This window comes from Labrys sp. KB_33_2, from assembly GCF_052114505.1.
Lineage (GTDB): Bacteria > Pseudomonadota > Alphaproteobacteria > Rhizobiales > Labraceae > Labrys.
The window spans coordinates 113,071-139,033 of the sequence record NZ_JBFREW010000002.1; the positions used below are offsets into that span (position 1 = coordinate 113,071).

A 25,963-nucleotide genomic window follows, 5' to 3' on the forward strand; every position below is an offset into this window, starting at 1 on the left:
GTTGCCTGCCACTCTCGAAATAGTGATATCGGCTTAGTCCGAAAGCATAGAAGAGGAGATAAGAATACCTTACTTAACTCCCCGAATGTCTCGTTTGTTCGTCCCGATGAGCGACCCTGGTTGATTCAGGATTTAGCATCCTACTTCTCATCTTTGCGCGAGATTTCCATGAGAAGAGCATTGAAGTCCTTGGCTACCAGAGTTCTCGCCTTCTCGATCAGCATGGGGATCGGGCTCGATGGCTCGATATTGTTGTAGAAGATCTCGATCTGGCGCATCAGCGCCGTAGCCTCGCCGCGCGTCGCCACGGTATAGATGCGGGCCTCTGCCTCGGTCTCGTCCGGTTTGCCGTCCTCGACCGCCAGCGCCGAAAGCTGGGCGAAGCTCAAGGCAAAGGGCATGGTGCCGCCGATCTGGATCTTGGCTTTCTCGACCAGTCCAGGCGCCAATATCTTCATGACTTCCACGAAGGATTTGCCGACGAGTTGATGCGCCTGCTTGAGGAGAAGCCTCGCCGGGCTCGACGGTTCCTTGCCGGCATAATAGGTCAGGATCGCGGCCAGCGCATTGGATGCCTCCTTCACCGAAGCAACATTCGAAGGCGCGAAGGGAGCGGGCGGTGGGGCAGCGGCGTCGGCGCTTTCCGGCCTGCTTTCGGTTTCGGTAGGCGCCGCCGGTGCCAAGCCCGGCTCGCGTGTCGTGACGATACCATCCACGTAAGCGCGAATGGCGCGCACCAGATCTGGCAACTGCTCGAATTGGGGCGCTGCCTCGTGTCCTGCCTTGTCGATGAAAAGCTGGCGCAGGCTTTCGAGGCTGGCGAGGACAGTCTCAAGACTGGCCGATAAATCGACAAGCTGCTGCAGCGGCTCGAACCGCAGAAAGGCGTCCTTGATGCTGGAAGACTCGATGACCGTCTCCCCCTCGCGGGCAGGCAGCTTTCCTTCCCCGACCAGGACCGAGCGAATCGATACCGCACCGAGGCGCTTGTCGTTGATCAAAGTGGCGCTCTGCAGCGGCAGGACGACCGTGGGCAGGTCGTCGAGCGATTTGAGGAAGGCGGACCTCAGTTCCGCACCGCCGGCCGCCTGGGTCGGATGGCAATGATCCCACTGCGCGACGAGCAAGGCATTGCTCGCTGCGATGGCGTCGACGAAGCCGGACAAATCATCCGACAGAATATGATATTTCGCCGCCAGGATGAGATAGCGCAGATCGCGCGATTTCTCGAGATGAGTACGAAGATCGGCAAGCGTTTGCTTGGATTCGAACGACTTCCTGTTGAAACTGCGATAGCTCGCCGGCAATTGGCCTTCGGCGACACTCAGAAAATTCTGGGCATCGGCGTCGGCATCGGGATCCGGCCCGCAGGGAGTGTCGGCTGAAATCTCGTTCTCGATGCCGGCATAGACTGCCATCTTGGCCTACCTGTTGGGATCCCGCAGCGAAATGATGCGGTTCAGCGCCTCCACCTGCAACCCCCCATATGGGGGAGGTCGCAAAAATGCCGCGCGGATCATTGTCAAAGGCCGCGGCCGCCTTCCGCAATCTGTGTTTTGGAACGATCGATCCACTGTCGGTGTCTTATGAAAAGCAATTCCGTGGGTCTTGCGAGCGGTCTATTGCTCCGCTGCCTGTCCTTCCTCCAGGTTCAATCCATGCCTGCGGACCAGCGGCAGCCAAAGGATGGTGGCGGTGCCTTCGCCCTGTTTGCTCAATATGTCCAGCGTGGCACCCAGGGCTTCGGCGCGTTGGACCATGTTCCGGCGGCCGCGGCCTATGGCCGGAGCGTTTATATCGAAACCGCTGCCATTGTCGGCAATCTCGACGCGAAGACCCGGCCTTCCCTGCAGCAGCGCCATCTTGCACTTGAAGGTGAGCTGCGTCGCCTTGCTATGGCCCATGGTGTTGCTGACCGATTCCTGCAGGATCCGCAGCACGTGCAAGGCGCTCGGCGCGTCGAGCCAGTCGAGCTCCGGCACGTCTTCGACCATCCATTTGACCGCAATCCCTGATTTTCGCAGCTCGGGCTCGTAGCGATAGCGCAGGCTGGCAAGGAGGGTGGCGACATTGCCTTCCACCGGCTCGAGCGAGTCGACCGCAACGCGAAGATCGGTCAGAGCGCCCTTGAGGGCGACCACAGCCGTCGTGCTCTCCTTGCCCTGGCGTTCGGCCGAAGCCAGCGCCGCCACCAGGCTCGAGCCGATGCCGTCATGAATCTCCCGCATCAGGCGCTCGCGTTCCAGCTTCACGGCATGGGCGATTTCGAGGGCGTGCCTCGCGCTTTCGCTCGCCAAGAGATTGGCCTTGGTGGTCTCGATGCGTTGGCCGAGCGTCTGGTTGAGCCTTTCTCGTGCCTCGGCATTGGCCAGGATATGCCTGAGGATGACGAAGCCGCTGAAGCCCAATAGGACGACTCCGGCATAAGGCGCGAGCCGCGTGCCGTGGCCGGACCGGATCGTCCCGGCATAGAGATCGAAACCAACCGCGCCGAGACCGAGCGCATAGAGAATGACCAGGGCCAGTTTTTCGGGCGCGCCGATCTGTGCTTCCGCCCTCGTTGCGAAGAAGCCCAGTATGAGCAGCGATACGCCTATGGTCGCAAGGCCCGCGATCCGCATGATCTCCAGGCCATGGAATGGGAAAGCTGCGGCGCCGAGGCCGAGGCAGCCCAACGCCATCGCTACCACCAGGCCGCGAGGAAGACTCGCACCGACCAGGCTCGCAGCCAGGCCGAGTGTGGTGAAAAGCAGCGGATAGAGCAGGGCGATCCGGTTGACCGGAAGGCCGAAGGGCCGTGCTTCGATCTCGGCCAGGCCCTCGAGATTGAACAGGCACCAGGCAACACCCGCACAGCAGAGCCACGCCAGGACGTTCTCCCGTCGGCGCAGCAGCCAACTCATCAGGGCAATTGCCGCGATGACAGCCAAGGTATCGGTGGCGAGCAGATGTCCCAACTGCCCCAAATCTTCCGCAACCGGGCTCATACACCGTCCTCAATGCAATATGGCTGCCCGGCTGGATCGCCGCTCGTCAACGGAGCAGCAGGCGCTTAAATCAGCACAGCGACAGGCCCTCCAATAAGAATAGCAAGAATGTCGAAACCCACCAGCCCGAGATGCGAGGACTATGGCCGGGACCCCCTAAATGTGGGAAGCGACAAAGCGTCTATGCCGTAGACGCTGAACTTGAACAGAGCTAGCCTTCATTGGCCGACGTGGTAGAGCGAGGGCAGGCTGTGGCACAAATATTCGGTCAAGACACACGAATGGGCTCTTTCACGAGCAGCCTTGGCAAGGACAAGCTCGTCGTCACCCGGTTCGAAGGCTCGGAGGGCCTCAGCGAGCTTTTCGAATATCGCCTCGAAGTGGTCAGCGACGACAACGAGGTCGATTTCGACAAGATTCTCGGCACCAAATGCCGTCTGGATATCCAGTCCCATCATGAGGGTGTCAAACGCAACTTCAACGGCGTGCTGGTGGAGACGCAATGGATCGGCAGGGACCAGGATCTGCGCTATTATCGCCTGGTGCTCCGCCCTTGGCTGTGGCTGCTGACCAGGACCACCAATTGCAAGATCTACAGCCACATGACCGTACCGGAGATCATCAGCCAGGTCCTGAACAATCGCGGCTTCATCCAGTTCGAGCAACGTTTATCGGAAAGCTATCCGCAGCTCGAATATTGCGTGCAGTATCGCGAAAGTGATTTTGCCTTCATCTCAAGGCTGATGGAGGAATACGGAATCTACTATTATTTCGAACATAGCGAGTCCGACCATAAGCTCGTCATGGCGGATGCGAGTGCGGCGCATGAGCCCAAGCTCGGTGGCGCGGCTCTCGAATTTGCGGCTGTCGGCCTCGACAACATCACCCTCAAGGACAGGCTGAACGAATGGGCCGAAGGCCGGCGCCTGCGATCCGGCAAGGTCACGCTGGACGACTACGATTATCACAAGCCCAGCACTGACCTGATGGCGGAAAAGGCGGCCAGCGCCAGGTACCAGCATGGCGACCTCGAACTCTATGATTATCCCGGCCGCTATACGGAGAAGGGCGATGGCACCACGCTTGCCAATGTCAGGCTGGAGGCCGAGCAGGCCATCGACAAGCGCGTGACCGCCGGCGGCGACGCCGTCACCTGCTGCCCGGGCTTCACCATGACGCTTGCTGGCAATCCCCCGGCCAGCAAAGGCACTAAATATCTGATCGTGCGGGCCCATCATCTCTTTCGCGCCCAAGCCTATCGCTCGGTCGACGCGTCCGGCGAGGAAGGCTATTCCGGCAGCTACGAGTTTCAGCCGCTCGACATTGCCTTCCGGGCACCGGCCGTGACGGCCAAGCCGGTCATTCACGGTCCGCAGACCGCGCTGGTGGTCAGCGACGTGGACGACCAATGCCGCATCGAGGTGCAGTTCTTCTGGGATCGCGACAAGACCCAGTCCCGCTATGTGCGGATCGCGCAGAACTGGGCCGGAAATGGCTGGGGGGACGTCAAGATCCCACGGGTCGGCATGGAGGTCGTGGTCAATTATATCGAGGGTGACCCGGACCAGCCTTTGGTGACGGGCAGTGTCTACAATGCGGAGAATGTCGCGCCCTATGTGAAGGACAAGCTCAACGCCGTATCAGGCACCAAGACGCAGACGCTCAGCGGATCGGGCTATAATGAGCTGATCATGGACGATACCGCCGGCAACGAACTGATCCGATTCCACGCCCAGCACGACCTCGAGGGCAAGGTCGAGAACGACGAGAGGCGCGAGATCGGTCAGAATGTCGAGGTGAAGATCGGCAACAACCGTGACGAAACCATCATGTCGACCTGGACGGTGAAGGCCAATCAGAAGATCGAGTTCACCGTGGGCACGAGCACATTTACCATGACGCCCGTCGGGATAACGCTCAAGTCGACCATGATCACCGTCAAGGCCAGCGCATTGCTGCAAGTACAGTCGGATGCGCTCGGCCAGGTGACGACCGGCGCACCCTTGACGATTCAGGGTGCCTTGGTTTTCGTCAATTAGCGCGTGTCTTTACCGTCCGGCCGAACAAGCGATAGTAAAGATCCACAGCACCGCAACGCATTTTCAGAAATCGGTTGGGATGCTGTGGAAGCATTTTTGGTTGGACGAAAGTGCGAGAAATTGCAAAAATACGTTTAAACAATGAGTTAGTGCAAAGAATGGTGCCGCCTTATCGGCTCACTCGTGTCATCCCAGGCACAACTTGTCTGCAAGTTGTGCCTGAGCGCGCATCGCAGCACGAAGTGATGCGATATTGGGGTGTGACCGCGAGCAGAAGGAGCGCGTTCGAACGGTCGCAGGAGACGAGATGAAGCATCTTCGGTTCTCGACGGCCCGGCAGGTGATCGAAGCTTTCCCGAATCTCGATGGCGAGTTTTCCGGATATAATCTCGACCTTGAGCCTTTCGCGTTCATCGACGCCTTGCTGGCACAGGGCGGCGCACGCAAGGCCATGGCGTTCTGCGCCTTCTTGCTGCCGCGCCGCGAGGCGGTGCAATGGCTCAGCCTGGCGCTGCGCCAGCGCCAGCCGCCGCCGAGCGCGGCGGAGACCGACCTGCTCCGCCTGGTCGAGGACTGGCTGAAGAAACCGATTGAATTCACCCGCCGCGCGGCCCTTGATGCCGGCATGGACGATCCCAACAAGGGGGCCTTCGCCTGGGCCGCCTTGGCGGTGGGCTGGAGCGGGGGCAGTTTGTCGCCCAATCCTGAACATCCGGTACCACCGCCCCCACATCTGACCGGCCATGCCGTGAATGTCGGCTTGACTTTGCTGATCGCCGGCCTGCCCTTGGCCAAGCAGGTCGATGGGATGGAAGACCTCGTCGGCGATGCCGTGGTGCTGCTGCGCCGCGGCGGTACCTGATCAGTTTACATTTGGCCTCATGACGTGACAGGACCTCGCAACCGCCATGCTGACACTCCGGATCGAGAACTTTGATCGCCTGCCCGATGGCGGGCCGTTGGAGTTTGCGATCGACAAGCGCGGTTTCGATTTCGGGCGCGACCAGCATCTCGACTGGACCTTGCCCGACCGCAACCGGGTAATCTCCGGCAAGCATTGCGAAGTGCGTTTCTATGATGGTGCCTATTGGCTGACGGATACCTCGACCAACGGCACCTTTCTCAATGGCGCCAGCAAGCGCCTGCAAAGTCCCTATCGTCTCGCCGATGGGGACAGGTTGGCGGTGGGTGACTATGTACTGGCGGTGTCGGTCAAGCTGCCGCAAGTCTCGGTCCAGCCGGCCCAGCCGGTGCCGTCTCCCGACCCGAGCCCGTCCTTGGCAAGTGCGGATATCTGGGACAGCCCGCACGAGGTGCCGCCGCCCATCGATGCCAGCCAATTGGTGCCGCGTTTGAGCGAAGTCGACCGCGGGCCGGATTTCCTGCACCAGGCAGCCTATGTGCCGCCACCCCTCGAGGAGGCGGAACCGATCCGCAAGCCGAGGCCGGCCATTCCAACGCCTGCCCCGGCCGCAGCGCTGTGGGAAAGCGAGCACCCCCGGCCGGTCGAACCCGCCAAGGCCGAACCGGCAGTTGAAGAGGCGGCACCGATCGTGGTCACGCCCGGGGAGGCGGCGGAGGCCCCCAAGCCAGCCGTGGCGAAGAACGTTGCGGCGCCATCTTCGGACGATGGCGGCGCGGCCGAGTTCATTCGCCGCTTTGCGGCCGGTGCCGGTATTCCAGAAAACGTTCTCAGCGGTGCCGATGCCGGCGACCTGGCTGAAGATGCCGGACGGCTCCTGAACATCGCCTGCCTGCATGTGATGGCCTTGCTACGGGCGAGGGCCGAGGCCAAGGCGCTGTCGCGTGCCGGCAACCGCACCATGATCAGCGCCGAGGACAACAATCCACTGAAATTCATGCCGACCCCCGAAGAGGCCTTGCGGGTGATGCTCGGCCCGCGGACGCGGGGCTATCTCGACGGTCAGGCCGCGCTTGAGAACGCTTTCGGAGACCTCAAAATGCACCAGGTCGCGTTTCTGGCCTCGATGCAGGCAGCATTGACCGAGCTTTTCGACGAATTGTCGCCCGAGGCCATCAAGACCGCCGCGGATGCCAGGAAATCCCTGTTTTCCGGCAAGGGGAACTATTGGGAGCTCTATGCCGAACGCTGGGCCGCCAGGGCCGGGCGCCGCGAACATGGCATGCTGGGCGCCTTCCTGGAACTCTATGCCGAGCAATATGACAAGCTGAGCGCCTCGAACCGCAATAGGCATTCGTAAGGCGCGCCTTTATGACCTGCAGGCAGTGTGCCGGGACGGCGTCGGTCTTCCGGGGTTCCGGAAGAGGGTGAAATGATACCATAGCCAGCTCCGCGTCCATTTTCGGCCCAAACCGGTCGCAGAACATGTCGCATAGCATCAAGTCTCAAAAACCCTGACCTATCGAAGACGTGGCTTTCCTGGGAGCGCGGACGTCCCTGCGACACTCAAGAGAGTGTCGGACGATCGGCTCTCCGTTCCGCAATTGCCGTGTTTCCAGAGAATCAATCTCAACGCGACCTGCTATTACAGCCGAACTTGACCACTGGTTCCACTGGGCCGTCGCCCGCAAAGTTGGCGCCCGTAGGCGTCTTGGTCGCCATGGCAACGCTCGGGCGAGCGGATGGGAAGAGCAGGCGAGACGCCTTGGGGAAGGGGCAGTCCCAACTCCGATTCGCATGAGGCCCGGCACGACCCCTCATTGCAGCAGCGCCAGCACGGATGTCTTGAGCGCGGCGAAGGCGGGATCGCTGGCGAATTTCGCCAGCGGTTCGTTGTTGGCCGTGCTGGTGCCCGTATCCTGCGACGGCGTGGAGCTGCCCGAGATCGCCGCACCCATCTTCTTGGCGGCCCAGGCGATCAGGAAGCTCAGCGTCTTGCCCTGTTCGAAGGGGTTGGCCCGCACATGGGCGGCGCCGAACACGTCGGAGATCAGGCTGTTCTGTGGGCCTCGGAGCGCCTTCACCGCCCCGCCCGAGCCGAGGAAATGCGCCAGATAGAGATTGCCGGGCGTGACGGTATGGCCGGCCTGCCTGATCACCGCAGCATTGTCGCGGGTGTGGGCTGTTGTCATCGCCCGTGCGAGGTCGCAATTGGTGCGCAGCGCCAGCACCTCCTGGCGGCTTTTGCCAACCAGAAGATCCGGACGATGCAGCCGGATGGTGGTCATCCAGGTCGACTCGATGAACTGGCCGAGCCCGACCGCCGTGGAGAGCGGGTTGGCGGCATTGCATTTGTTGGCGCTTTCGATGGTGATGATACGACCGACGAACTGGTCGACGGCTCCGTTCGCACCGCTGGTGCTCGTGCTGGGAGCGTTGGGGGTGCCGGTGCTGGTACTCACCTGGCTGTCGGCGACCGGATCGACCGGCACGCCATTGTTCCGAACTTCGAAATGCAGGCGCGGCTCGCGGCTGGAGGCCGGCGTGCCGACATAGCCGATGGCCTCACCGGCCTGGACGCTATTGCCAACGGCAAGCCCGGTCGCCGCCCGGGCGAGATAGGCATACATCGAGGTCTTGCCATCATCATGGGAGAGCCGCACCACCGTGCCGAAATTGCTCTCCTCGCCGATCGCGGTGACCTTGCCGGCATAGGCGGCAACCACGGGCGCCCCCTCGGGAGCCGTCCAGTCGATGCCATAATTCATGGATGCGGCCGAACTGTCCGAGCCCTGCGGGCCGAATCTGGCGACGATCACGCCGTTGACGGGCGTGACCATGCCGCCATCCGGCACGCTGCCTTGGCCCGCCGACGACACGCATTCGAAGGGCGCACCCGCCTGTGGCTGCATCACATAGCAATCGAGATTACCGGTGGTACGCCCGATGCTGACAAAGACGATACGCCCGAGGCCCTGCTTGGAATCCCGCGGAGCGGGCGAGTAGATCAGCGAAATCGTGTCGCCTGGCTGCACCTTCTGCTCCAGGTCCTGGGCACGCGACAGCAGCATGATCGCTTCGCCGATCACCGGTGCGGGCAGCCTGTTGCGCAGCGCCGTGACATAGATCGCATCGAGCAGGCGTGGCTGGTTCTCCGGATCGACCTGCGCCGGTGCCAGCGGCGCCGCGAAGGGATCGCGCCGATACCAGGGATCTTCGGAACGCACATAGGCGCCGACATCGTTGAGGGCGATGGAGCCGATCAGCTCGGTCTTGGCATAAACAGACACCTGCACCGGCTGCATGTGGTTGGGATCGCCATCAACGGCGATCGCGCGCACCACGTAGCGGTCATCGGCCTCGAGCATCGGACGGCTGTAGAAGGCATTGAAGGCGTCCCCGGCCGCACTCGCCCGCTGGGTATCAAGGCCGAGATTGCCGAGCGCGTCCGTAAGGGGGATCCGAACCTTGGCCTTTTCGGCAAAATCCGCGACCCTGTCGCCTGCGCTGCTGCTCGAAGCGGCGATCGAAGAGGAACCGGTGGCCGTGTCGGCGCCGGGGGCGTTGTCGACCGCGCCGGCGGAAGCCGGCGCCTCCTGGGCGATGGCGATGTCCTCCTGGGACCCCAGCACCGCGACCTGCGATTGCGGAGTGGGCAGGTCGAGGACGTCCTTCAGCCGAAACACCTCGTTCTTGATGCCGAGGTTGACTGCTGCCTTGCGCTGCGTGTCACCAGCCAGCTTGATCAATTGGCGCGGAGCGCCCGCAAGCTGTGGCACGATCACCGGGTCACCGCTGAGATCGATGATGCGCGGCTTGATTGCCGCCCGTATCAGGGCCTCGTCTTCCGCTTCATTGTCCTCGCCCTGCACAGGAACCAGGCTGGCCTGCAGGTCGCTGTCGGTCACGGTGACCTGCTGCCGGGTTCGATCGGGAGCAAGCAAATAAATCGTGGTCACGGCCGAGCCGAGGCCGAGAAACACCAGAGCGGCAGCCATGGCGAAATAGACCAGCGCGCCTGCGGGGCGGGCGGCCGGCGGAGTTGGTTTGCCGGTATCCTTGGGAACATTCCTGGCCGGGCCGGCGCCGTCTGGCGCGGGCTTGGCGGTTTTCTTCGCGACCCGTGCGACGGGCTTGGCCGGCACGATGATGGTGGCGTTGGTGTCTTCGGCGGCCGCTTCGGTCTGCGGCTTGGCCACGCCCGGCCGGGAGGGATCCGCGGGATCGGAGGATGCTTGCCCGGCTATGACTGTCTTGTCGTCCATGGCGGAGGCGTGCCGAGGTCAGGGTTTGTCGTCGGGGCGGATGAACACCGTCCACGAGCCGGTATCGCCGGTGTCGACCTCCTTGAACTTGGCCTGCACGAAACCGCGCACCCAGCAATCCCAGGGCTGGTCCTGCACCTTTTCGATTTTGAAGCGCTTGGTGTCGACGCACATGTCCCAGCTTCCCTCGAATGCGCTGTCACCTGTGGCGGTCGTCGCATAGATATAAACATATCTAAGCTTGAGGCCGGCCAAATCTTCCTTGATCGGCGTGACGCAAGTATTGCCTGGCAATGTCCACCAGCCTTCGGTGGCGAATTTCCTGTCGATTTCCGCGCCGATCGCGACATTGTACAAAGTGACCGACTGATTGCACACTCGGAAAGCCGCTTCGGCCGGGTCGCCATGGCCCAGAATCAAGCCAAACGACGTCATGGCGAGGCCTAAAGCAAAGTGCGTTTTAGAGAAAACGCGCTTTTGCTCTAACTCCTTGTTTCGACGGGTCTTTGCGATTCTAGGCAATTCCAATAAATCGCAAAGCACTTTGGCCTTCGCAACCACAGACATTGAAGAAACAGCTTCGAGAGCACTGATCGACTGTATCACGCGATGACAGAATTTCGTATCCGCCGCACCTCTTTCTGTCTACCTCACAATGGGGGAGGCGACGGTCGAACGCCTGCTTTAAACTACAGTGGTATGGTGGATGTAAGCCGGTGGATCGCTTGACTTCCTCAGGTCATATGGCACAGTTCATGAGAAGCCGAGAGAATTCGCTCGCGCAGCGGCCGAACGTTTTTTTGGCGAGGCCTTGCGACAGCATTGCCAAGCCTGACAATCACACAACCAAATCCTTCGGGCGGCTGATCAATGTCCTGGTATAGCAAAGTCGCTTGGTCGGAAGGTCTGTTCCTCCGGCCGCATCACTTGCAGCAGGGCGATCGTTATCTCGAACACCTGCTCGAGGGCCGCACCAGCCAGATCACGCCCTATCCCTGGGGCTTCAGCGAAATCGAGATCGACCGCGACCTGGCGCAGCAAAGCAAATTCGGCCTGCGCCGCGCCGCCGGCGTCCTGTCGGACGGCACACCGTTCCGTTTTCCCGGTGATTGCCCGCCGCCACCACCCGCCATGGTGCCCGAAAATGCAGCCGGGCTGTTCGTCTGGCTGTGCATGCCCATGGCCCAGCCCAACAGCCGCGAGGTCGATGAGCCGGAGAGCGAAAGTGGCAGCCGCTATGTGGTGCAATCGGAGACGCTGATCGACGCTTCCTCCGCCTTGCAGATCGAGGAAGAGATCGACATCGCGGTGCCGCGTTTCAGCTACGAAATCCGCCGGACGCCGAAACCAGGCTTCGTTTCCATGCTCTGCGCCCGGATCATCGAGGTCAACGACAAGACCATCGTCTTCGACGAACGCTTTGCGCCGCCCGTGCTGGTGGTCGCCGCCCATGCCGCCGTCACCGGCTGGCTCGACCGCGTAATCGGCTGGGTGGAGACCAAGCTCGACGAGTTGGCGCGCTTTGCCTCGGACCCGCGCTCCAGCGGCGGCATGCAGAGCGTCGACTATTTCGTGCTGCAGATGCTCAATCGTGAAATTCCGGCGCTTCGGCATATGCGCCGCTCGAAATATACCCATCCCGAGCGGCTCTATGTGGAATTGCTGCGTCTGGCCGGAGAATTGGCGACCTATTCCACGCGCGAACGACGCGCCAACGACTATCCGGCATACGACCATGACAATCCCGGCGCCACCTTCGCCCCGGTGCTGGCCGACATTCAGCGCTTCCTCAGCGTCGACATCAGCCGCGCCATCCGGCTCGAAATCGTGGAGAAGGCCACCAACGCCTTCCTGGCGACGGTGACCGACCGCAATTTGTTCCGGGCTTCGACATTCGTGCTCGAAGTGGCGGCCCAGCGCTCGCTCACCGAGTTGCAGACACAGTTCCCGGCTCTGTTCAAGGTCGGCCCCAATACGCGCATGAACGAGATCGTGCACGCCCATCTTCCCGGCATCGGGCTTATTCATTTGCCGACGCCGCCGGCGCAGATCCGGGCGATCACCAGCCACGTCTATTTCGCCCTCGATCGCATGTCACCCCTCTGGCCTGAGTTCAGCACCGCCAGCGGCATCGGCATGCATTTTTCCGGCGACTGGCCCGGGCTTGAGCTCAATCTGTGGGTCGTCAAGGAAGACGTGAAGTAGGATGTGGGCACATGACGAACGGCAAGGGCCCGTTCGGGTCTAATCCGGATTCCGAAAAGACGGTGATCAAGCCCAATCCGGGCGGCCGGCGTGACGGCCAAGGTGCGCCCAATCCGGGCGGAACCCCCGCGCCGGCCCAGGATATCTGGGGTGGGCCGCGCGTGGCGGCAGGCGCTGCAACGCCGCAGCCCTACCAGCCCCTGGCAGAGACACCGCGGGCCCAGTCGGCCTTGCCGCTCACGCCCGCCACGGTCGATCTCGAAGCGCTCGGCGTCAGCGACAGGACCGGCGGGCCCAATCCCATCCTCGAAGCGGCCATGCCCTTGCTGCTCGTGCTCGCCAATATCCGTATCGCCAGGCAGGTTCCCCAGGTTGCGCCGATGATGAGCACGGTGGCGCAGGGCATCGAGACCTTCGAAGCCGAGCTCAATGCGCGGGGGGTTCCCGAACCGCAGGTGCGAACCGCCAAATATGCGGTCTGTGCCACCGCCGACGACATCGTGCAGAACCTGCCGAGTTCGGACCGCAATCTGTGGACCCAGTACAGCATGCTGAGCCGCTATTTCCAGGTGCGCGACAGCGGCGTCGGTTTTTTCGACGAACTGGCCAAGCTGCGGCAACACCCGCAGATCAATCATAATCTGCTCGGCCTGATGCATGCCTGCATGTCGCTGGGCTTCGAAGGCAAATATCGGGTTGCCGGCGGCGATGTCCCGCATCAGCAGATCCGCCGCGACCTCTATGAAACCCTCCGCGCCCGCGAGGCACGGGTGACGGATCATATCTCGCCGCATTGGCGGGGCCAGGACATCGCCGCCGCCTATGTACGGCGGACCGTGCCGGTATGGGCTATCACCTCCGTCGCCGTCGGCTTGCTCCTCCTCAGCTTCCTGGCGTTCCGCTGGCTGCTCGGCGGCATGTCCGACACGGCGAGCGCCGGCTTGCTCGCCCTGCATCCGACCGGCGACATCCATATCTATCGGACCGTGCCGGCACCGCCGCCGCCAACACCGCCGATCAAGGTCACTGGCCAGCTCGAGCGCATCCGCGAGCGCCTGAAGGACGACATCGCCGCCAAGAAGGCATCGGCCGACTATTCCGGCAAGGACATCGTGGTGCGGCTCCTCAATGATTCCCTGTTCGACAAGGGCAGCACCACGGTGCGCCCCGATGCCGTTGCTGCCATCGGCCATATCGCCGCTGCGCTCGACAAGGAACCAGGGCAGATCCGTATCATCGGGCATACCGACAACACGCCGGTCCGCGCCACCGTGCGCTACAAGGACAACCAGCAGCTTTCCGAGCAGCGAGCCAAGGCGGTCGAGAAGATCCTCGTCGCCGGCATCGCCGATCCGCAGCGTCTGACCACTTCGGGGCTGGCCGATACTGCACCGATCGATCTTAGCAACACGGCCGAGGGCCGGGCCAAGAACCGGCGCGTCGAAGTGTTCATCCCGCGCGAGGATCTGTGATGAAGCGCTGGATCATCTTCATCGTCAGCTTCCTGGCCGTGGTCGCGCTGTGCGCGGTGATCTGGCTGGTGCTGCCGCTTGTCGCCGTGGCCGGCATCGAGCCCTTCGACAATCCCTGGCTGCGGCTGGCGCTGATCGGCCTCCTGCTGGCCGTTTATTTCTGCTGGCTGGCCTATCGCATCTACAAACACGGGCAATCGGCCCGGGCGCTGGCCGAGAACATCGCAGTGCAGGAGCCGGAGGATGACGGCTCCGATGCCGTCGTCCTGGCCGACAAGATGCGTGACGCCCTGCTCACGCTCAAGGGCTCGCGCCGCACCAAGGGCGACTTCCTCTATGAGCTGCCCTGGTATCTCATCGTCGGGCCGCCGGGCGCCGGCAAGACTACGGCCCTGATGAATTGCGGCCTGAAATTCCCGTTGGCCGCCCATACCGGACCGATCGCGGGCAGTGGTGGCACGCGCTATTGTGATTGGTGGTTTACCGAGGACGCCGTCTTCATCGACACCGCCGGCCGCTACACCACGCAGGATTCCGACACCGAATCCGACCGCAAGAGCTGGCTCGCCTTTCTCGATCTCCTCAAGCGCCACCGCGAGCGCCAGCCCATCAACGGTGTGCTGGTGGCCATCAGCATCGGCGATCTCCTGTCGATGAAGGAGGCCGAGCTCGGCGCCCATGCCGTCGCCATCCGCAAGCGCCTGGCCGAGCTCAACAATCGCCTGCAGGTGGATTTTCCAGTCTATGTCATTTTCACCAAGGCCGATCTGGTCGCGGGCTTCATGGAGTATTTCGGCAATCTCGACCCCGAGGAGCGCAAGGCCGTCTGGGGTGCCACCTTCCAGACCAAGAACAAGAAGGAGAACCGGGTCGGTGACGTCGGGCCGGAGATCGACCTCTTGGTGTCAAGGCTGAGCGCCGAATTGCCCGATCGCCTGCAGGAAGAGCCGGACCCGATTTCGCGCGTGAGGCTCACAGGCCTGCCGTCCCAGCTTGCGGCGTTGAAGCCGGTCATCACCCGCTTCCTCAACCAGATCTTCGAGCCGACGCGCTATCAGACCAGTGCCGCGCTGCGGGGCTTCTACCTCACCTCCGGTACGCAGGAAGGCACGCCGATCGACAAGTTGCTGGGCTCGCTGTCGCGCGACCTCGGCCTGCAGGCCGGTGCCAGCCTTGCCTATTCGGGACGGGCCAAGAGCTTCTTCCTCGAGCATCTCCTCACCAAGGTGGTGTTCGGCGAGGCGGGTTGGGTTTCCACCAACGCCGCGGCGGTGCGCCGCAAGATCCTGCTGCAGACCTCGGGCTATGTGCTCGTCGCTGGTGTGACCCTGGCCGCGCTCGCCGGCTGGCTGACCAGCTATTACGGCAACAAAGCCCTGATCGACCGCACGGATGTCGCCACTGCCGCCTATGCGAACGATACGGCGGCACTGCTCAAGGAGGATCCAGTCGACGATGCCGATTTCCTCAAGGTCGTCGGGCCGCTTGGCAAGCTGCGCGATTTTCCCTGGGGCTATGACCGGCTGGACAGCGAACCGCAGATCAACGAAACATTGGGGCTCGGCCAGCACAAGCGCATCGGCACGGCAAGCGTGGCAGCCTATCGCGACGGGCTGGACCGGCTCTTGCGTCCGCGCATTCTTTTCCATCTCGAAAAACGGCTCGCCGATCTGCAGGACCAGCCCGAACAGCTCTATGAACCCCTCAAGGTCTATATGATGCTGGGCGGCGATCCCGCCATTCCGGTGGATACGGCCCTGATCGAGGGCTGGATGCGGGGTGATTGGGAAAGCCTTTATCCGGGCGAGCCCAACAAGGCGACGCGCGACAGCCTGAGCCAGCATCTCGACGCCATGCTCAATATCGAGGGCACGCCGCGTCCGATCGCCCTCAATGGTGATCTCGTCAAGGCGAGCCAGGTTGCATTGACGCGGCTGTCGCTGGCCGAACGCGCCTTCGCCATCATCAAGTCGACCGCGCATGACCAGAGCGTCAGGGATTGGACCGTGGCAGGCAATGCCGGGCCGGATGCTGCCGTCGTCTTCGGCACCAATGACGGTTCGCCCATCGAGAGTGTCGGCGTCCAGTCGCTGTTCACCTATGATGGCTTCTACGCCTTGTTCCTCGACAAGATGAAGTCGGTGATCACGCTTCTGCAGAACGAGCGCTGGGTCCTGGGCGACGCAGGCAGCACGCAGGCCATCGACGAGCAATACGCCAATCTCGGCCCCGATCTCTACCGCATTTACGACCAGGAATTCATCAAGGCGTGGACTGCGGCGCTCGGCAAGTTGAAGCTCAACAGCTTCGCCGCCGACAAGCCAGGCTATGCCACGCTGCGGGCCGCCACCGGTGCCGCTTCGCCGATCAAGCTTCTGTTCGAGTCCATCTCGGGGCAAACCAGGCTGACCGAGGCACGGCAGGGAGCCGATAGTGACGTCGGCGGCAAGCTCAAGGATGCTGCGGTGAAAGCCGCTACCAAGGCCGTCACCAGAGCTGCCGGCAGCAGGCTCGACGATATGGCAGCGATCGGCCTCGACGCCGCCAAGAAAGCCTCCGGCCGTGGCGGCAATGTCGAGGCACCCTTCGTGCCGGGCGCCATCATCCAGGAACATTTCCGCCGCTATCACGACCTTGCCCGCAAGAACGGCGACAAGAGCCAGATAGACCTCCTGGTCGAGCAGTTGAAGGGCCTCTACCAGAGCCTGATCGACGAGCAGGACTTCGAGCGCGCGGCGCAGGCGCGGCAGAACATGCAGACTTTCCTCGGCTCCATCGCCACCAGCTCGTCGCGGCTCGAAACCCCGTTCGACACCATGTTCCGCGATGCGATGGCGGAATTCGAGCAGAAAATCATCGGCGACAAGGTGGCCGACCTCAAGGGCGACCTAAAGGGCTCGGTAACTCGCGAATGCCTCAATATCGTCGGCAACAAATATCCCTTCTCGCCGGGCAGCAAGCAGGAGGTACCGATCGGCGAATTCGGCCGCCTGTTCGGGCCGAACGGGGTGTTCGACACCTTCTTCCGCGAAAAGCTCGCGGGACTGGTCGATACCTCCGGCGCGGCCTGGGGCTGGAAGCAGAACTCGAAGTTCAGCCAGGCGCTTTCGCCCGAGACACTGCATCAGTTCCAGAATGCCGCGCGCATCAAGGAAGCGTTTTTCAGCGGACGCGGCACCTCGCCCAATGTGAAATTCGCGCTGGTGGCGCAGTCGATGAGCCAGAAGACGGCCTCGGTGAGCTTCGAGGTCAACGGCACCAAGCTCGACAGCCCGTTCGGCGTGGTCTCGCGCGGCGATTTCGAATGGCCGGGCCGTTCTCCCGACGGCACCGCCTCGATCACCATGCCTGAAAGCGATGGCACCTCACCCTCGCTGCGTTTCACCGGCGCCTGGTCCCTCTATCGTTTGCTGCAGAAGGGCGACATGCGCCAAGCCGGCAATAAGGCGACGGCCCGTTTCGTCGTCGGTGGCAGGGAGGTCACCTATCAATTGACCTTCGACACGCTCGACAATCCCTTCACCATCCTGTCACAACTCAAATTCGCCTGTCCGTCGGACCTGTAGGACCCGTCGTCATGATGACAATGTGCGGCATGTTCGGAAAGCTGCCCTCCAAGCGCGACTTCGTGTCCTACAACATGCCGCGGCCCTTTCTCGACCAATGGGAGGAGTGGCTCCAGGGTGCCGTCGCCGCCAGCCGGCACGCGCTCGCCGAGCGCTGGCAGGAGATCTATCTCGGCTTTCCGATCTGGCGCTTCTGGTGCGGCAGGCGGGTCTTCGGCTCGGCGGTGACCGGCGCGCTGATGGCCTCGGTCGACGGCGTCGGGCGCTATTTTCCGCTGACGGTATGCGCCTGCGAGCCGCCGGACGCCTATCTGGAACCGCCGCCCTCACGCGGGCTCGATCAGTGGCACGAGGGCTGCGAGCAATTCCTGCTCCATATGCTCGACGATAATTTCGAGCGCGAGCCCTCCCATCTGCTGGCGCAAATTCCGTTTCCACCCCTCGTATCGCGCCTGCCGCCACCACAGCGCGACGGTGGCTTGCTGCTGTGGCCCGGCAGCGAAATGCCGGTCACCGACGCTTTCCGCTCGCTGGAGATGGCGGACGGCGATGCCCGCAACGGCGGCCGTAGCTATTGGTGGACGCATGGCGGCCAAGGCGCCCTTCTGGGCGGCCATCAGGCCAGGCTCGTGGTGGCCGAGGGCAAGCCCGACGCCCAGTTCTTGTCGTTCCTGATGACGGGGGAGACGATCTGATGGACCCTTGGGCATCCGGCGACCATCTGAAATTCGAAACCGCAGCACTGACCCACCCTGGCCTTGTGCGCCGCTTCAACGAGGACAGCATCTTTACCGATGGCGAGCGCGGCATCTGGGTGGTGGCCGACGGAATGGGGGGCCACCGCGACGGCAATCTCGCCAGCGCGATGATCGCCGATGCCGCGCGAGGTGTCGGCAAGAGCGCTTCCTTGATGGAATTCGCGGAAGCGTTCCGGCGAGAGATCGGCATCGTCAATGCCGAACTTCTGGCCCGTTCCCAAGGTCGGCCGGAGCATATCGTCGGCTCGACGGTTGCGGCGCTGCTGACCCATGATGGCAATTACTGCTGTCTGTGGGCTGGCGATTCCCGCTGCTATCTGGTGCGCGGCGGGCGCATCGAGCAGCTCTCGCATGACCATACCGAAGTGCAGGAACTGGTGGATCGCGGCATCATCAGCCAGGCCGAGGCGGCAAGTTGGCCACGCCGGAACGTGATTACCCGCGCCGTCGGTGCCATCGATGATTTCCAGCTTGAACATGCCACCGGTGTGGTAAAGTCGGGCGATTGTTTCGTGCTGTGCAGCGACGGCCTGACCGGACATGTCAAGGATGAGGAAATCCTGGCCATGAGCAACGGGCTGAGCGCGAACCAGGCGAGCCACGAACTTCTCAAACTCGCCTTGGCGCGCGGTGGCAAGGACAACATTTCCGTTGTCGTCGTCAATGTCGTCGACATAGGCGCGACAACGGTTGTGATGCGATAATGGCCGCCGATGGAACCGTCCGTGAACGATGACCGAACCCGGATCGCGATCCGCGGCTCGGCCGTGAGCATCGGCGCCGAACTCAACCAGACCTACCGCATCGACGCCCTTCTCGGCGTCGGCGGCATGGGAGAGGTGTATAAAGGCCACAACATCCAGACCGGCGATCCGGTGGCGATCAAGATCGTGCTGCCGGAATTTGCCGGGGACGAGACCATTGTCGGTCTGTTCCGCAAGGAAGCCCGCATCCTCAACCACCTCTATCACGAGGCCATCGTCCGTTATCACGTGTTCTCGTTCGATCCGGTGCTGTCGCGGCCTTACCTAGCGATGGAATATGTGGATGGTCCTTCGCTCGCCGCCCATGTGAAGAACGCGCCGCTTGCCCCCTCCGAATTCATGCACTTGCTGCGCCGGCTGGCCGATGGTCTGCACCGCGCGCATCTGGCTGGCGTCATTCACCGTGACATGTCGCCCGACAACGTCATCCTGCCCGGTGGCCTCGTGCAGAATGCCAAGATCATCGATTTCGGCATTGCGCGTTCCGCCAATGTCGGCGGCGAAACCCTGCTGGGCGGCAGTTTCGCCGGAAAATACAATTTCGTCTCGCCCGAACAGCTCGGCCTTTATGGCGGCGAGGTCACGCCCAAATCAGACATCTACAGCCTGGCCTTGGTGATGGTAGCCGCCATGCGAGGCCGGCCGCTCGACATGACAGGCTCGCAACTCGACATCATCGAGAAGCGCCGCAGCCTGCCCGATCTCGATGGTGTGCCCAAACAATTTCACGCCGTACTATCCGCGATGCTGGCCTCCGACCCCGCGAATCGTCCGGAGGACATGGCCGCTATCCGCGATTGGCCGGATAGTCCGGCAAGCCCCAAGCCGAAAGTCGAGAAGAAAGCCACCAGCGCCAAATCGGCCGAGGTCTCCCAGACAAAGCCTTCGCACGCCCTTCGTAACACGATTTTTGCCACCACCGCTCTCGCGGTCATCGGTCTCGGTGCGCTGGGGGGCTGGATCTATACCGATGGGAACCTCTTTTCGGGCAATACCCCACCCATAACTAGGCAGCCCGATAACAAGCAGCCGGATGGCAACAGCCAGGAGACCCTCGCCAAGCAGGAGGCCGAGCGACACGATCGTCTGGCGAAACAGCTTGCGAGCGCTGGCCAGGGCGAGGCCGCCCTGCAAAGTTTCCTCGACCAGTGCGGCGCGGACTGCCCCGATGATCTGGTCCAGCAAGCCGGGAGCAGTATCGCTGCGCTGAAGGAGCAGGCTGCGCGCCGTGAGCGCCTGGCGGCTCAGCTATCGAGCGCTGGGCAGGACAGCTCGGCCCTGCAGAGCTTTCTCGACCAGTGCGGCACGGATTGCCCCGATGATCTGGCCCGGCAAGCCAAGAACAGTATCGCTGCCCTGAAGGAGCAAGGCACTCGCCGTGAGCGCCTGGCGAAGCAGCTTGCGAGCGCTGGCCAGGACGAGGCCGCGCTGCAGAATTTTCTGGCTCAATGCGGTGCGGACTGCCCCGATGATCTAGCCCGGCAAGCCAGGGGCAGTATCAGTGCCCTCAAGGAGCAGGCCTCCCACCGTGAGCGCCTGGCGAAGCAGCTTGCGAGTGCCGGGCAGGACAGCTCCGCCCTGCAGAGCTTCCTCGACCAATGCGGCGCGGACTGCCCTGATGATCTCGCGCGGCAGGCCAGAGGCAGTATCAGTGCCCTGAAGGAGCAGGCCGCGCGCCGTGAGCGGCTGGAGAAGCAACTGGCGAGCGCCGGGCAGGACAGCTCGGCCCTGCAGAGCTTCCTCGACCAGTGCGGCGCGGACTGCCCCGGCGATCTCACCCAGCAAGCCCGGAACCGCATCGATGCGGCCAAGAAATTGGCTGCGCAGCATGACAGCCTCGCGGTGCAGCTCAAGGCTGCTGGCAAGAATGCCACTGCACTCAGGAGATTCCTCGATCAATGTGGTGCCGATTGCCCCGATGATCTGGCTGCAAAGGCAAAGGCCGCGATAGAAGGCACCAAATTGGCGGCTGTTACATCACCCACGCCGGCCGCGCTCCGGGATTTCGTGGCAGGCTTTGGCGCGGATAGCTGCTTTGCCGCAACGGCAGATGATGTAACGGCCAATTCCGCAACCGTCACGGCTCTCGGCACGGCAACGGTGGACCAGAGCTTCGCCGATGCCTTCAGGCAGAAGGCTGGCTTTACGCCGACGGTGAAGCTCGATGCGGTTTCCGACCAGCAATGCGGCTTCGTCGGCGCGTTGCGCCGCATGTCGGTTGCCGGAGCGCCACCTTTGAAGATCGTCTTGAGCAAAGCCGAGATCCGCGGCGGCGACGCGGATAAGGGCACGCCGGGTGACCCACTCACCGTCTCCGTAACCGGGGCAGGAGAGCGCAACATCTATCTGTTCGTGATGGACCACAAGGGCGGGATCCAGAACATCAATCGGCTCTGTGCCTCCTGCATCACCATGAAGGCAGGGGAAATCGAGGCCGGACTCAGCCTGTCGGCGCCGGCCAGGACCGATGGCGAGGCTCGGCCCTCCTTTTATCCGATGCTGGTATTCGCCGTGGCTTCGTCACGGCCGCTCATCAGCATCAACGCGCAGGATGCCTTCGAGGCGGATGATTTCATCACGCCTTTCCTGAAGGAGATCGCGAATGCGCGGGATGTCACCACGGTGGCGGGCTATCTCAAGCTCCGCGACCAGTGACGGCGCAGCGCGGAGCAGATTGCGGGCGGCGACTTGGTGGAATGGGGCGTGACTTTCCGCCCCCTCTGGCTTCAGGACCTGAGAAGTTCTACAGCACCTCCGGAGAGGGCTATTCCAATTTCGCGTGTAAAAGCTCGATGCAGTTTACTTAACTAAAGAGTATATCAATTTTTTTAGAAAGTGCTTTTGAGCACTTACCGAATTCCTTGAATCGATGAATATTTTCAGATGGATTATCGATGAAGCCTACTCGAAAGACTTTCTTATTCCTGTGCGGAGAATTTTCTCATGTCCGATTATAAAATCTGAAATTGACTGCATAGTAATATTTATAACATTGTTATTTAGAATAATAATTAAATACTAGAATAATACTCATGCAAATTTAGTGTAATATTTAATATATTTACCCTATATATTTACAAGTGCATTATTTATTTGTATAATTTAAGTATATTTTTTAAAATAGAATTATTGGAGTTTTAGAAAATAAACTTACTTCCAGTAATAATCATATGGAGGCCCTATGGCTGACCCCATTATCCTGGACAAGAACGTACTCACGTCGATTGCAAGGAATAATCAGCCGGCGGCTGAGAGTTTGAAAAAATACTTGAAGTCCGGAACGCCGGTCTATATTTCGCGCGCTGCTTATGACGAGTTGGTGACGCGGGCGCAAACTCAAAAACAGGGCGGCGAATATGATTGGCTGCTCAAGGATGCGCGGATCACGATTGCACCGTCAGGCAGCATCAAGGATCGCGGCGACGTCTATGCCGACAACATCCAATATACTCCCGCTCCCAATCGCCCGCAGTTGAAGGATTTCTCGCGCAAGGACGATACCACCAAGCCAGGCGACGTGTTCGTCGTAGCCCAGGCCAAGGCTATCAACGCGCGTCTGTGGACGTTCGATAGGAAAGTACAGAATGCGGCGCCCGCACTCGGCGTGAGACTGGCGCCGGAGTGCAGTATTGGCGACCGCAGCGGTGTCGAGGACGTAGCGATAGCACGCAAGCTACTCGGACTTAATCCACGCACCCTTGGCGCCAATGGCAAACCGGTGCCGCCGTCAGGAGGATCGGGAGGCGGATCTGGCGGCAGCTATTCAATCGGTGTGGCCGACAATACTGTGCCGGAATACGTCGGGCCATCCCCGAAGGGCACGGCAACGATAGCGGGGATTCAGCTGGCTTTCGAAGGGGTCAATTTCGTCCTCAATCTCGTCAATGACTACATCCAGAAGGGAAAGGTCACGCAAGCTCTAGATCAGGTCAGGCCGGGCATTGCCAGCGAACGCGCGTCGAATCCGCGGATGGGCATTCTGCTGTTATTTTACTATACCCAGTATCAGGCTTCCGATGAGAGTCTCATCAAGCCGGGCGCCGTGTTCGATCATTTAACCTGGGGAAAAGGGACCACCCGCGACGAAGCGCTTCGCGAGGCATTGAGCGTGCCGACACTATCGCGGGGCACCGGGCCAAACGAACGCGCCTTTTCGCAGGAAGTCTGGATAGCACCGCTTCAGAGATCTGCTGTCACCACCGCCAAATGTCCATTCAAACCCATTGCGATAGGACGGTTCTTTCTTGGCGACTCCAACAAGGCGAAATTCCAACAGGTGGAGTTCAACATTCTTGGTGGCTTTGACGATGTGGTTGAAACGAGCGTTGAACTGCCAGCCGACTCCAATGTCGATTTTGCCGTCCTTGAACCGCCAATTCAGGTCTACTGGTACAATATGAATGGGCGGCAATCCGTCAACGTTCCACTCCTGGACGATAAGACCGCGAACGAGAACACCATCAAGGTAGTCGATCTCGATCCATGGAGCCCGTTCCACGCGAAAGCAGCGATGGTCTTTCCTGTGGATGAATGGACGGAGAAGGTATTCGGACTAATTTCACCTACGGGAAACTATTTCAGCCTCGGGACCTATGTGAATTTCAACATGATCCGGTGGGTACGCGCTAAAAATATCCATCTGCTGCGCTTTTTGTAGCCGTCCAGGAAGAATTCGAGTGTCAGTCCGAGACGAGCCTCGGTCCGATGTCGATGCCGTTGCGCGTTCGCACTACGGCCAGCTTTCGAACAACTACCCCCCGATCAGCACGGTCGGCCACATGCCCACGATGGTGCCACCATGGGCGGTGAGATCGCCGATACGTGCCGCCATCTGGCCGTTGACATACACCGTGGTCGATCCCAGTGCGATCATGTCAGGCGGCCCGACGCAGATGCAGATATCCCCGACCCGGGCCTGCAACTGGCCGCCGGTGAAGACATTCACCGACCCCATCACGATCGGACCGCCGACATGCGGCACCAGCACATTCACCAGCGGGCAGACATGCATGTCGCCCAGACGTGAAGCAGGTTGTCCCATCAGCCACTTCCTGTTCCGCGTCCTTCAGGACCGAACGCGCGACGTTGCACCATACTCTGTCCGACTGCAGCGTTTTTGTCACGCCGCCCCGATCGTACAAACCAATCATAGGCCGAGGCCGCCCGAGGCACATCCTTCAAACGGGGGGAATTCGGGCAGAACTCTGCCGTGCCGCTTATTTGGAACCGAACCTGTCGAAGGTGCCGCCCCAGGTCAGCGTCAACGTCTGCTGGCCGTCATGCCAGTAGTAATTGGCCTGGATCGCCGAGTTCTTGAGACGAACCAGATCCGCCGACACGCCGATGGGCAGCAGCGTCTTGCCGATGTCCTTGACATCGCCGATGCCTGAAATGCGGTTCACCCGCTCGGTCAGGCCGGCAAAGCCGTTCTCGGCATCGGAAAAGCGCAAGGACAGGCGATTGACCGCTTCGACTACGAGTGCTCCGACGACATTGTCGCCGACCAGTCCGTCGAGCCAGTCCCGGAACATGGTCTTGAGCAGCAACTCATTGGCGATGTGCCCCCAGAAGGTGGGCGTAACCACGGCGCCATCCGGTGTGGCCACCACGAAGCCGCGCTCGTCGACATGGATGTTGCACTTGTTCTTGGAGACGGCGGCATGAAGGGCCGTGAAGGTCAGGCGCTTGCCCGTCTCGCCGAAAGCCCTCGCCGACGGTAGCGCCGAACGAGGCCTTGAGGGCCCAATGCTGGGGGTCTTCCTTCATGCTGATCATCGAGGCATTGGCCGGACGTGGACTGCGCGTGGTGTCGATGGAGAAAGGTCTCGGTGCGGGCGCGTTGCCGGCGCCAGGCAACTTCATACGGCCACCCAGTTCAGCGATGAGATCGTCCGGATCCACCGCCTCGAACGTGATGCCGTCAAGCGTGTTGTTCGCCACCTGCCAGGTGCCTGCCTTGATGTGTCTGACGATATCGATCGGGGGGGATCAGGTCCCTGCAGCGGGCCACGATCGTATCAAAGGTTCTTTGCTGAAACGCGTCCATGCTCGGTCTCCTAGTGCCCTGGCGATGATTGCGGAGGGCAGGGAGGCGATGATCGCGGGATCCTGTCCCGCATGGACCGGCAAGACCGGCTCGTGTCCCAAGATTTGCCGAGCAAGCGGCGATTGCCACAAGATTGACGCCAAACAGAGGTCTTGGCAAGTTGGAGGAAAGAGCGCACATGAATGGGTACTGGCGATATCGGGCAAATATGCAGGGCCGATCCTTGCACGGTCGATCGCCGTTTTGCCGTGAAAACAACGCCGAACCGGACGATATCTTCCGATGACAGAAGCTCCTGCCACGCAAGCGCCCCAGCCTCTCATTCGCGTTGCCGTTGTCGAAGACGATCCTGCGGCCCTGGAACGCATCACCGCGGCACTGGAGTCTGTGCCGGACATTTCGGTCATCGCCAGTGCGCCGAACACCGCCAATGGAAAAACCATGATCGACAAGGGTGGGTTCGACGTATTGTTGTGCGATCTCGGGCTGCCTGATGGCTCTGGCATCGGCCTCATCCGCTATGCGGCCCAGAAATATGCCGATGTCGACATTATGGTCATCACGATTTTCGCTGACCAGGACAAGGTATTGGAAAGCATCAAGGCCGGTGCCCGCGGCTATCTCCTGAAGGACGAACGTTTTGATAGTTTTGCTGAGAGTATCCGCGAGGTGCGGCGGGGCGGTTCGCCGATCAGTCCGGTGATCGCCCGTCAATTGCTCAAGGAATTCCAGCCGCACGAGCAGGAGGCGGACAAGAAAGGCCTCGAATTGCTGTCGAAGCGTGAGCTCGAGGTGCTCAAGCTCCTGGCACGCGGTTTTACCTTCGTCGAGATCGGCGACATTCTCAAGATCGGCCGCAGCACCGTGGCGACCTATGTCAAGAACATCTATCAGAAACTCGAAGTGAATTCTCGTGCCGAGGCCGTCTTCGAGGCCTCGAGCATGGGCGTCATCAACATGCCACGCTGAGGCGCACCGAAATCTGACGGCACGGTCCGA

18 protein-coding genes are annotated in these 25,963 nt (G+C 61.4%); 12 read left to right on the forward strand and 6 right to left on the reverse strand.

From position 1 onward, the window contains the following. Positions 1 to 140 precede the first annotated feature (140 nt). Positions 141 to 1,418, reverse strand: coding sequence for an ImpA family type VI secretion system protein (locus AB4037_RS03865; RefSeq protein ID WP_434960573.1), 1,278 nt, complete (start codon positions 1,416 to 1,418; stop codon positions 141 to 143). 201 nt (positions 1,419 to 1,619) lie between these two features. Then, complete coding sequence (locus AB4037_RS03870) at positions 1,620 to 2,987, reverse strand: sensor histidine kinase (RefSeq protein WP_441770595.1); 1,368 nt, start codon at positions 2,985 to 2,987, stop codon at positions 1,620 to 1,622. Positions 2,988 to 3,268: 281 nt separating this feature from the next. Here AB4037_RS03870 and AB4037_RS03875 point away from each other — a divergent pair, with 281 nt between their 5' ends. The 3 genes from AB4037_RS03875 to tagH all read left to right on the forward strand — a co-directional run bounded on the left by AB4037_RS03875 (position 3,269) and on the right by tagH (position 7,248). Beyond that, positions 3,269 to 5,026, forward strand: coding sequence for a type VI secretion system Vgr family protein (locus AB4037_RS03875; RefSeq protein WP_434960575.1), 1,758 nt, complete (start codon positions 3,269 to 3,271; stop codon positions 5,024 to 5,026). A 307-nt stretch (positions 5,027 to 5,333) separates the two neighbouring features. Beyond that, on the forward strand, positions 5,334 to 5,888 hold the full coding sequence (locus AB4037_RS03880; RefSeq protein WP_441770596.1) for a DUF6931 family protein: 555 nt from the start codon (positions 5,334 to 5,336) through the stop codon (positions 5,886 to 5,888). 46 nt (positions 5,889 to 5,934) lie between these two features. Then, the gene (tagH, locus tag AB4037_RS03885; RefSeq protein ID WP_441770597.1) at positions 5,935 to 7,248 is read left to right on the forward strand and encodes a type VI secretion system-associated FHA domain protein TagH; all 1,314 of its coding nucleotides are present in this window, start codon (positions 5,935 to 5,937) and stop codon (positions 7,246 to 7,248) included. Positions 7,249 to 7,705: 457 nt separating this feature from the next. Here tagH and AB4037_RS03890 read toward each other — a convergent pair whose 3' ends face one another. After that, on the reverse strand, positions 7,706 to 10,153 hold the full coding sequence (locus AB4037_RS03890) for a peptidoglycan DD-metalloendopeptidase family protein (protein WP_441770598.1): 2,448 nt from the start codon (positions 10,151 to 10,153) through the stop codon (positions 7,706 to 7,708). An 18-nt stretch (positions 10,154 to 10,171) separates the two neighbouring features. Further along, the gene (locus tag AB4037_RS03895; RefSeq protein WP_441770599.1) at positions 10,172 to 10,759 is read right to left on the reverse strand and encodes a DUF1036 domain-containing protein; all 588 of its coding nucleotides are present in this window, start codon (positions 10,757 to 10,759) and stop codon (positions 10,172 to 10,174) included. Positions 10,760 to 11,023: 264 nt separating this feature from the next. On the opposite strand from AB4037_RS03895, the gene tssK reads away from it, so the two are divergent. From tssK to AB4037_RS03930, 7 genes are all read left to right on the forward strand, one after another. Beyond that, positions 11,024 to 12,358, forward strand: a complete 1,335-nt coding sequence (gene tssK, locus AB4037_RS03900; RefSeq protein ID WP_441770600.1) for a type VI secretion system baseplate subunit TssK — start codon at positions 11,024 to 11,026, stop codon at positions 12,356 to 12,358. Between the two features lie 11 nt (positions 12,359 to 12,369). Beyond that, positions 12,370 to 13,830 (forward strand): type IVB secretion system protein IcmH/DotU, encoded by a 1,461-nt coding sequence (icmH, locus tag AB4037_RS03905; RefSeq protein WP_441770601.1) that lies wholly within the window; start codon positions 12,370 to 12,372, stop codon positions 13,828 to 13,830. Further along, positions 13,830 to 17,396 carry a type VI secretion system membrane subunit TssM gene (gene tssM / locus AB4037_RS03910; protein ID WP_441770602.1) on the forward strand — a complete coding sequence of 1,189 codons (3,567 nt, stop codon included), beginning with the start codon at positions 13,830 to 13,832 and terminating at the stop codon, positions 17,394 to 17,396. The genes icmH and tssM overlap by 1 nt, the downstream gene beginning before the upstream one ends. 11 nt (positions 17,397 to 17,407) lie before the next feature. Next, complete coding sequence (tagF, locus tag AB4037_RS03915) at positions 17,408 to 18,091, forward strand: type VI secretion system-associated protein TagF (protein WP_434960583.1); 684 nt, start codon at positions 17,408 to 17,410, stop codon at positions 18,089 to 18,091. Next, positions 18,091 to 18,858 carry a PP2C family protein-serine/threonine phosphatase gene (locus AB4037_RS03920; protein ID WP_441770603.1) on the forward strand — a complete coding sequence of 256 codons (768 nt, stop codon included), beginning with the start codon at positions 18,091 to 18,093 and terminating at the stop codon, positions 18,856 to 18,858. Before tagF ends, AB4037_RS03920 begins: the two co-directional genes overlap by 1 nt. 21 nt (positions 18,859 to 18,879) lie before the next feature. Continuing rightward, the gene (locus AB4037_RS03925) at positions 18,880 to 21,573 is read left to right on the forward strand and encodes a protein kinase domain-containing protein (RefSeq protein ID WP_441770604.1); all 2,694 of its coding nucleotides are present in this window, start codon (positions 18,880 to 18,882) and stop codon (positions 21,571 to 21,573) included. Between the two features lie 526 nt (positions 21,574 to 22,099). After that, positions 22,100 to 23,575, forward strand: coding sequence for a PIN domain-containing protein (locus tag AB4037_RS03930; protein WP_441770605.1), 1,476 nt, complete (start codon positions 22,100 to 22,102; stop codon positions 23,573 to 23,575). 93 nt (positions 23,576 to 23,668) lie between these two features. Here the strand turns inward: AB4037_RS03930 and AB4037_RS03935 are convergent, their stop codons facing one another. Both AB4037_RS03935 and AB4037_RS03940 read right to left on the reverse strand, forming a co-directional pair. After that, entirely contained in the window at positions 23,669 to 23,959 is a 291-nt protein-coding gene (locus tag AB4037_RS03935) for a PAAR domain-containing protein (RefSeq protein WP_434960587.1), read from the reverse strand. A gap of 175 nt (positions 23,960 to 24,134) precedes the next feature. Further along, positions 24,135 to 24,527 (reverse strand): hypothetical protein, encoded by a 393-nt coding sequence (locus AB4037_RS03940; protein ID WP_441770606.1) that lies wholly within the window; start codon positions 24,525 to 24,527, stop codon positions 24,135 to 24,137. Positions 24,528 to 24,682: 155 nt separating this feature from the next. Here AB4037_RS03940 and AB4037_RS03945 point away from each other — a divergent pair, with 155 nt between their 5' ends. Both AB4037_RS03945 and AB4037_RS03950 read left to right on the forward strand, forming a co-directional pair. Continuing rightward, complete coding sequence (locus AB4037_RS03945) at positions 24,683 to 25,216, forward strand: hypothetical protein (RefSeq protein ID WP_441770607.1); 534 nt, start codon at positions 24,683 to 24,685, stop codon at positions 25,214 to 25,216. A 30-nt stretch (positions 25,217 to 25,246) separates the two neighbouring features. Next, the gene (locus AB4037_RS03950; protein ID WP_434960589.1) at positions 25,247 to 25,933 is read left to right on the forward strand and encodes a response regulator; all 687 of its coding nucleotides are present in this window, start codon (positions 25,247 to 25,249) and stop codon (positions 25,931 to 25,933) included. The last annotated feature ends 30 nt before the right edge of the window (positions 25,934 to 25,963 follow it).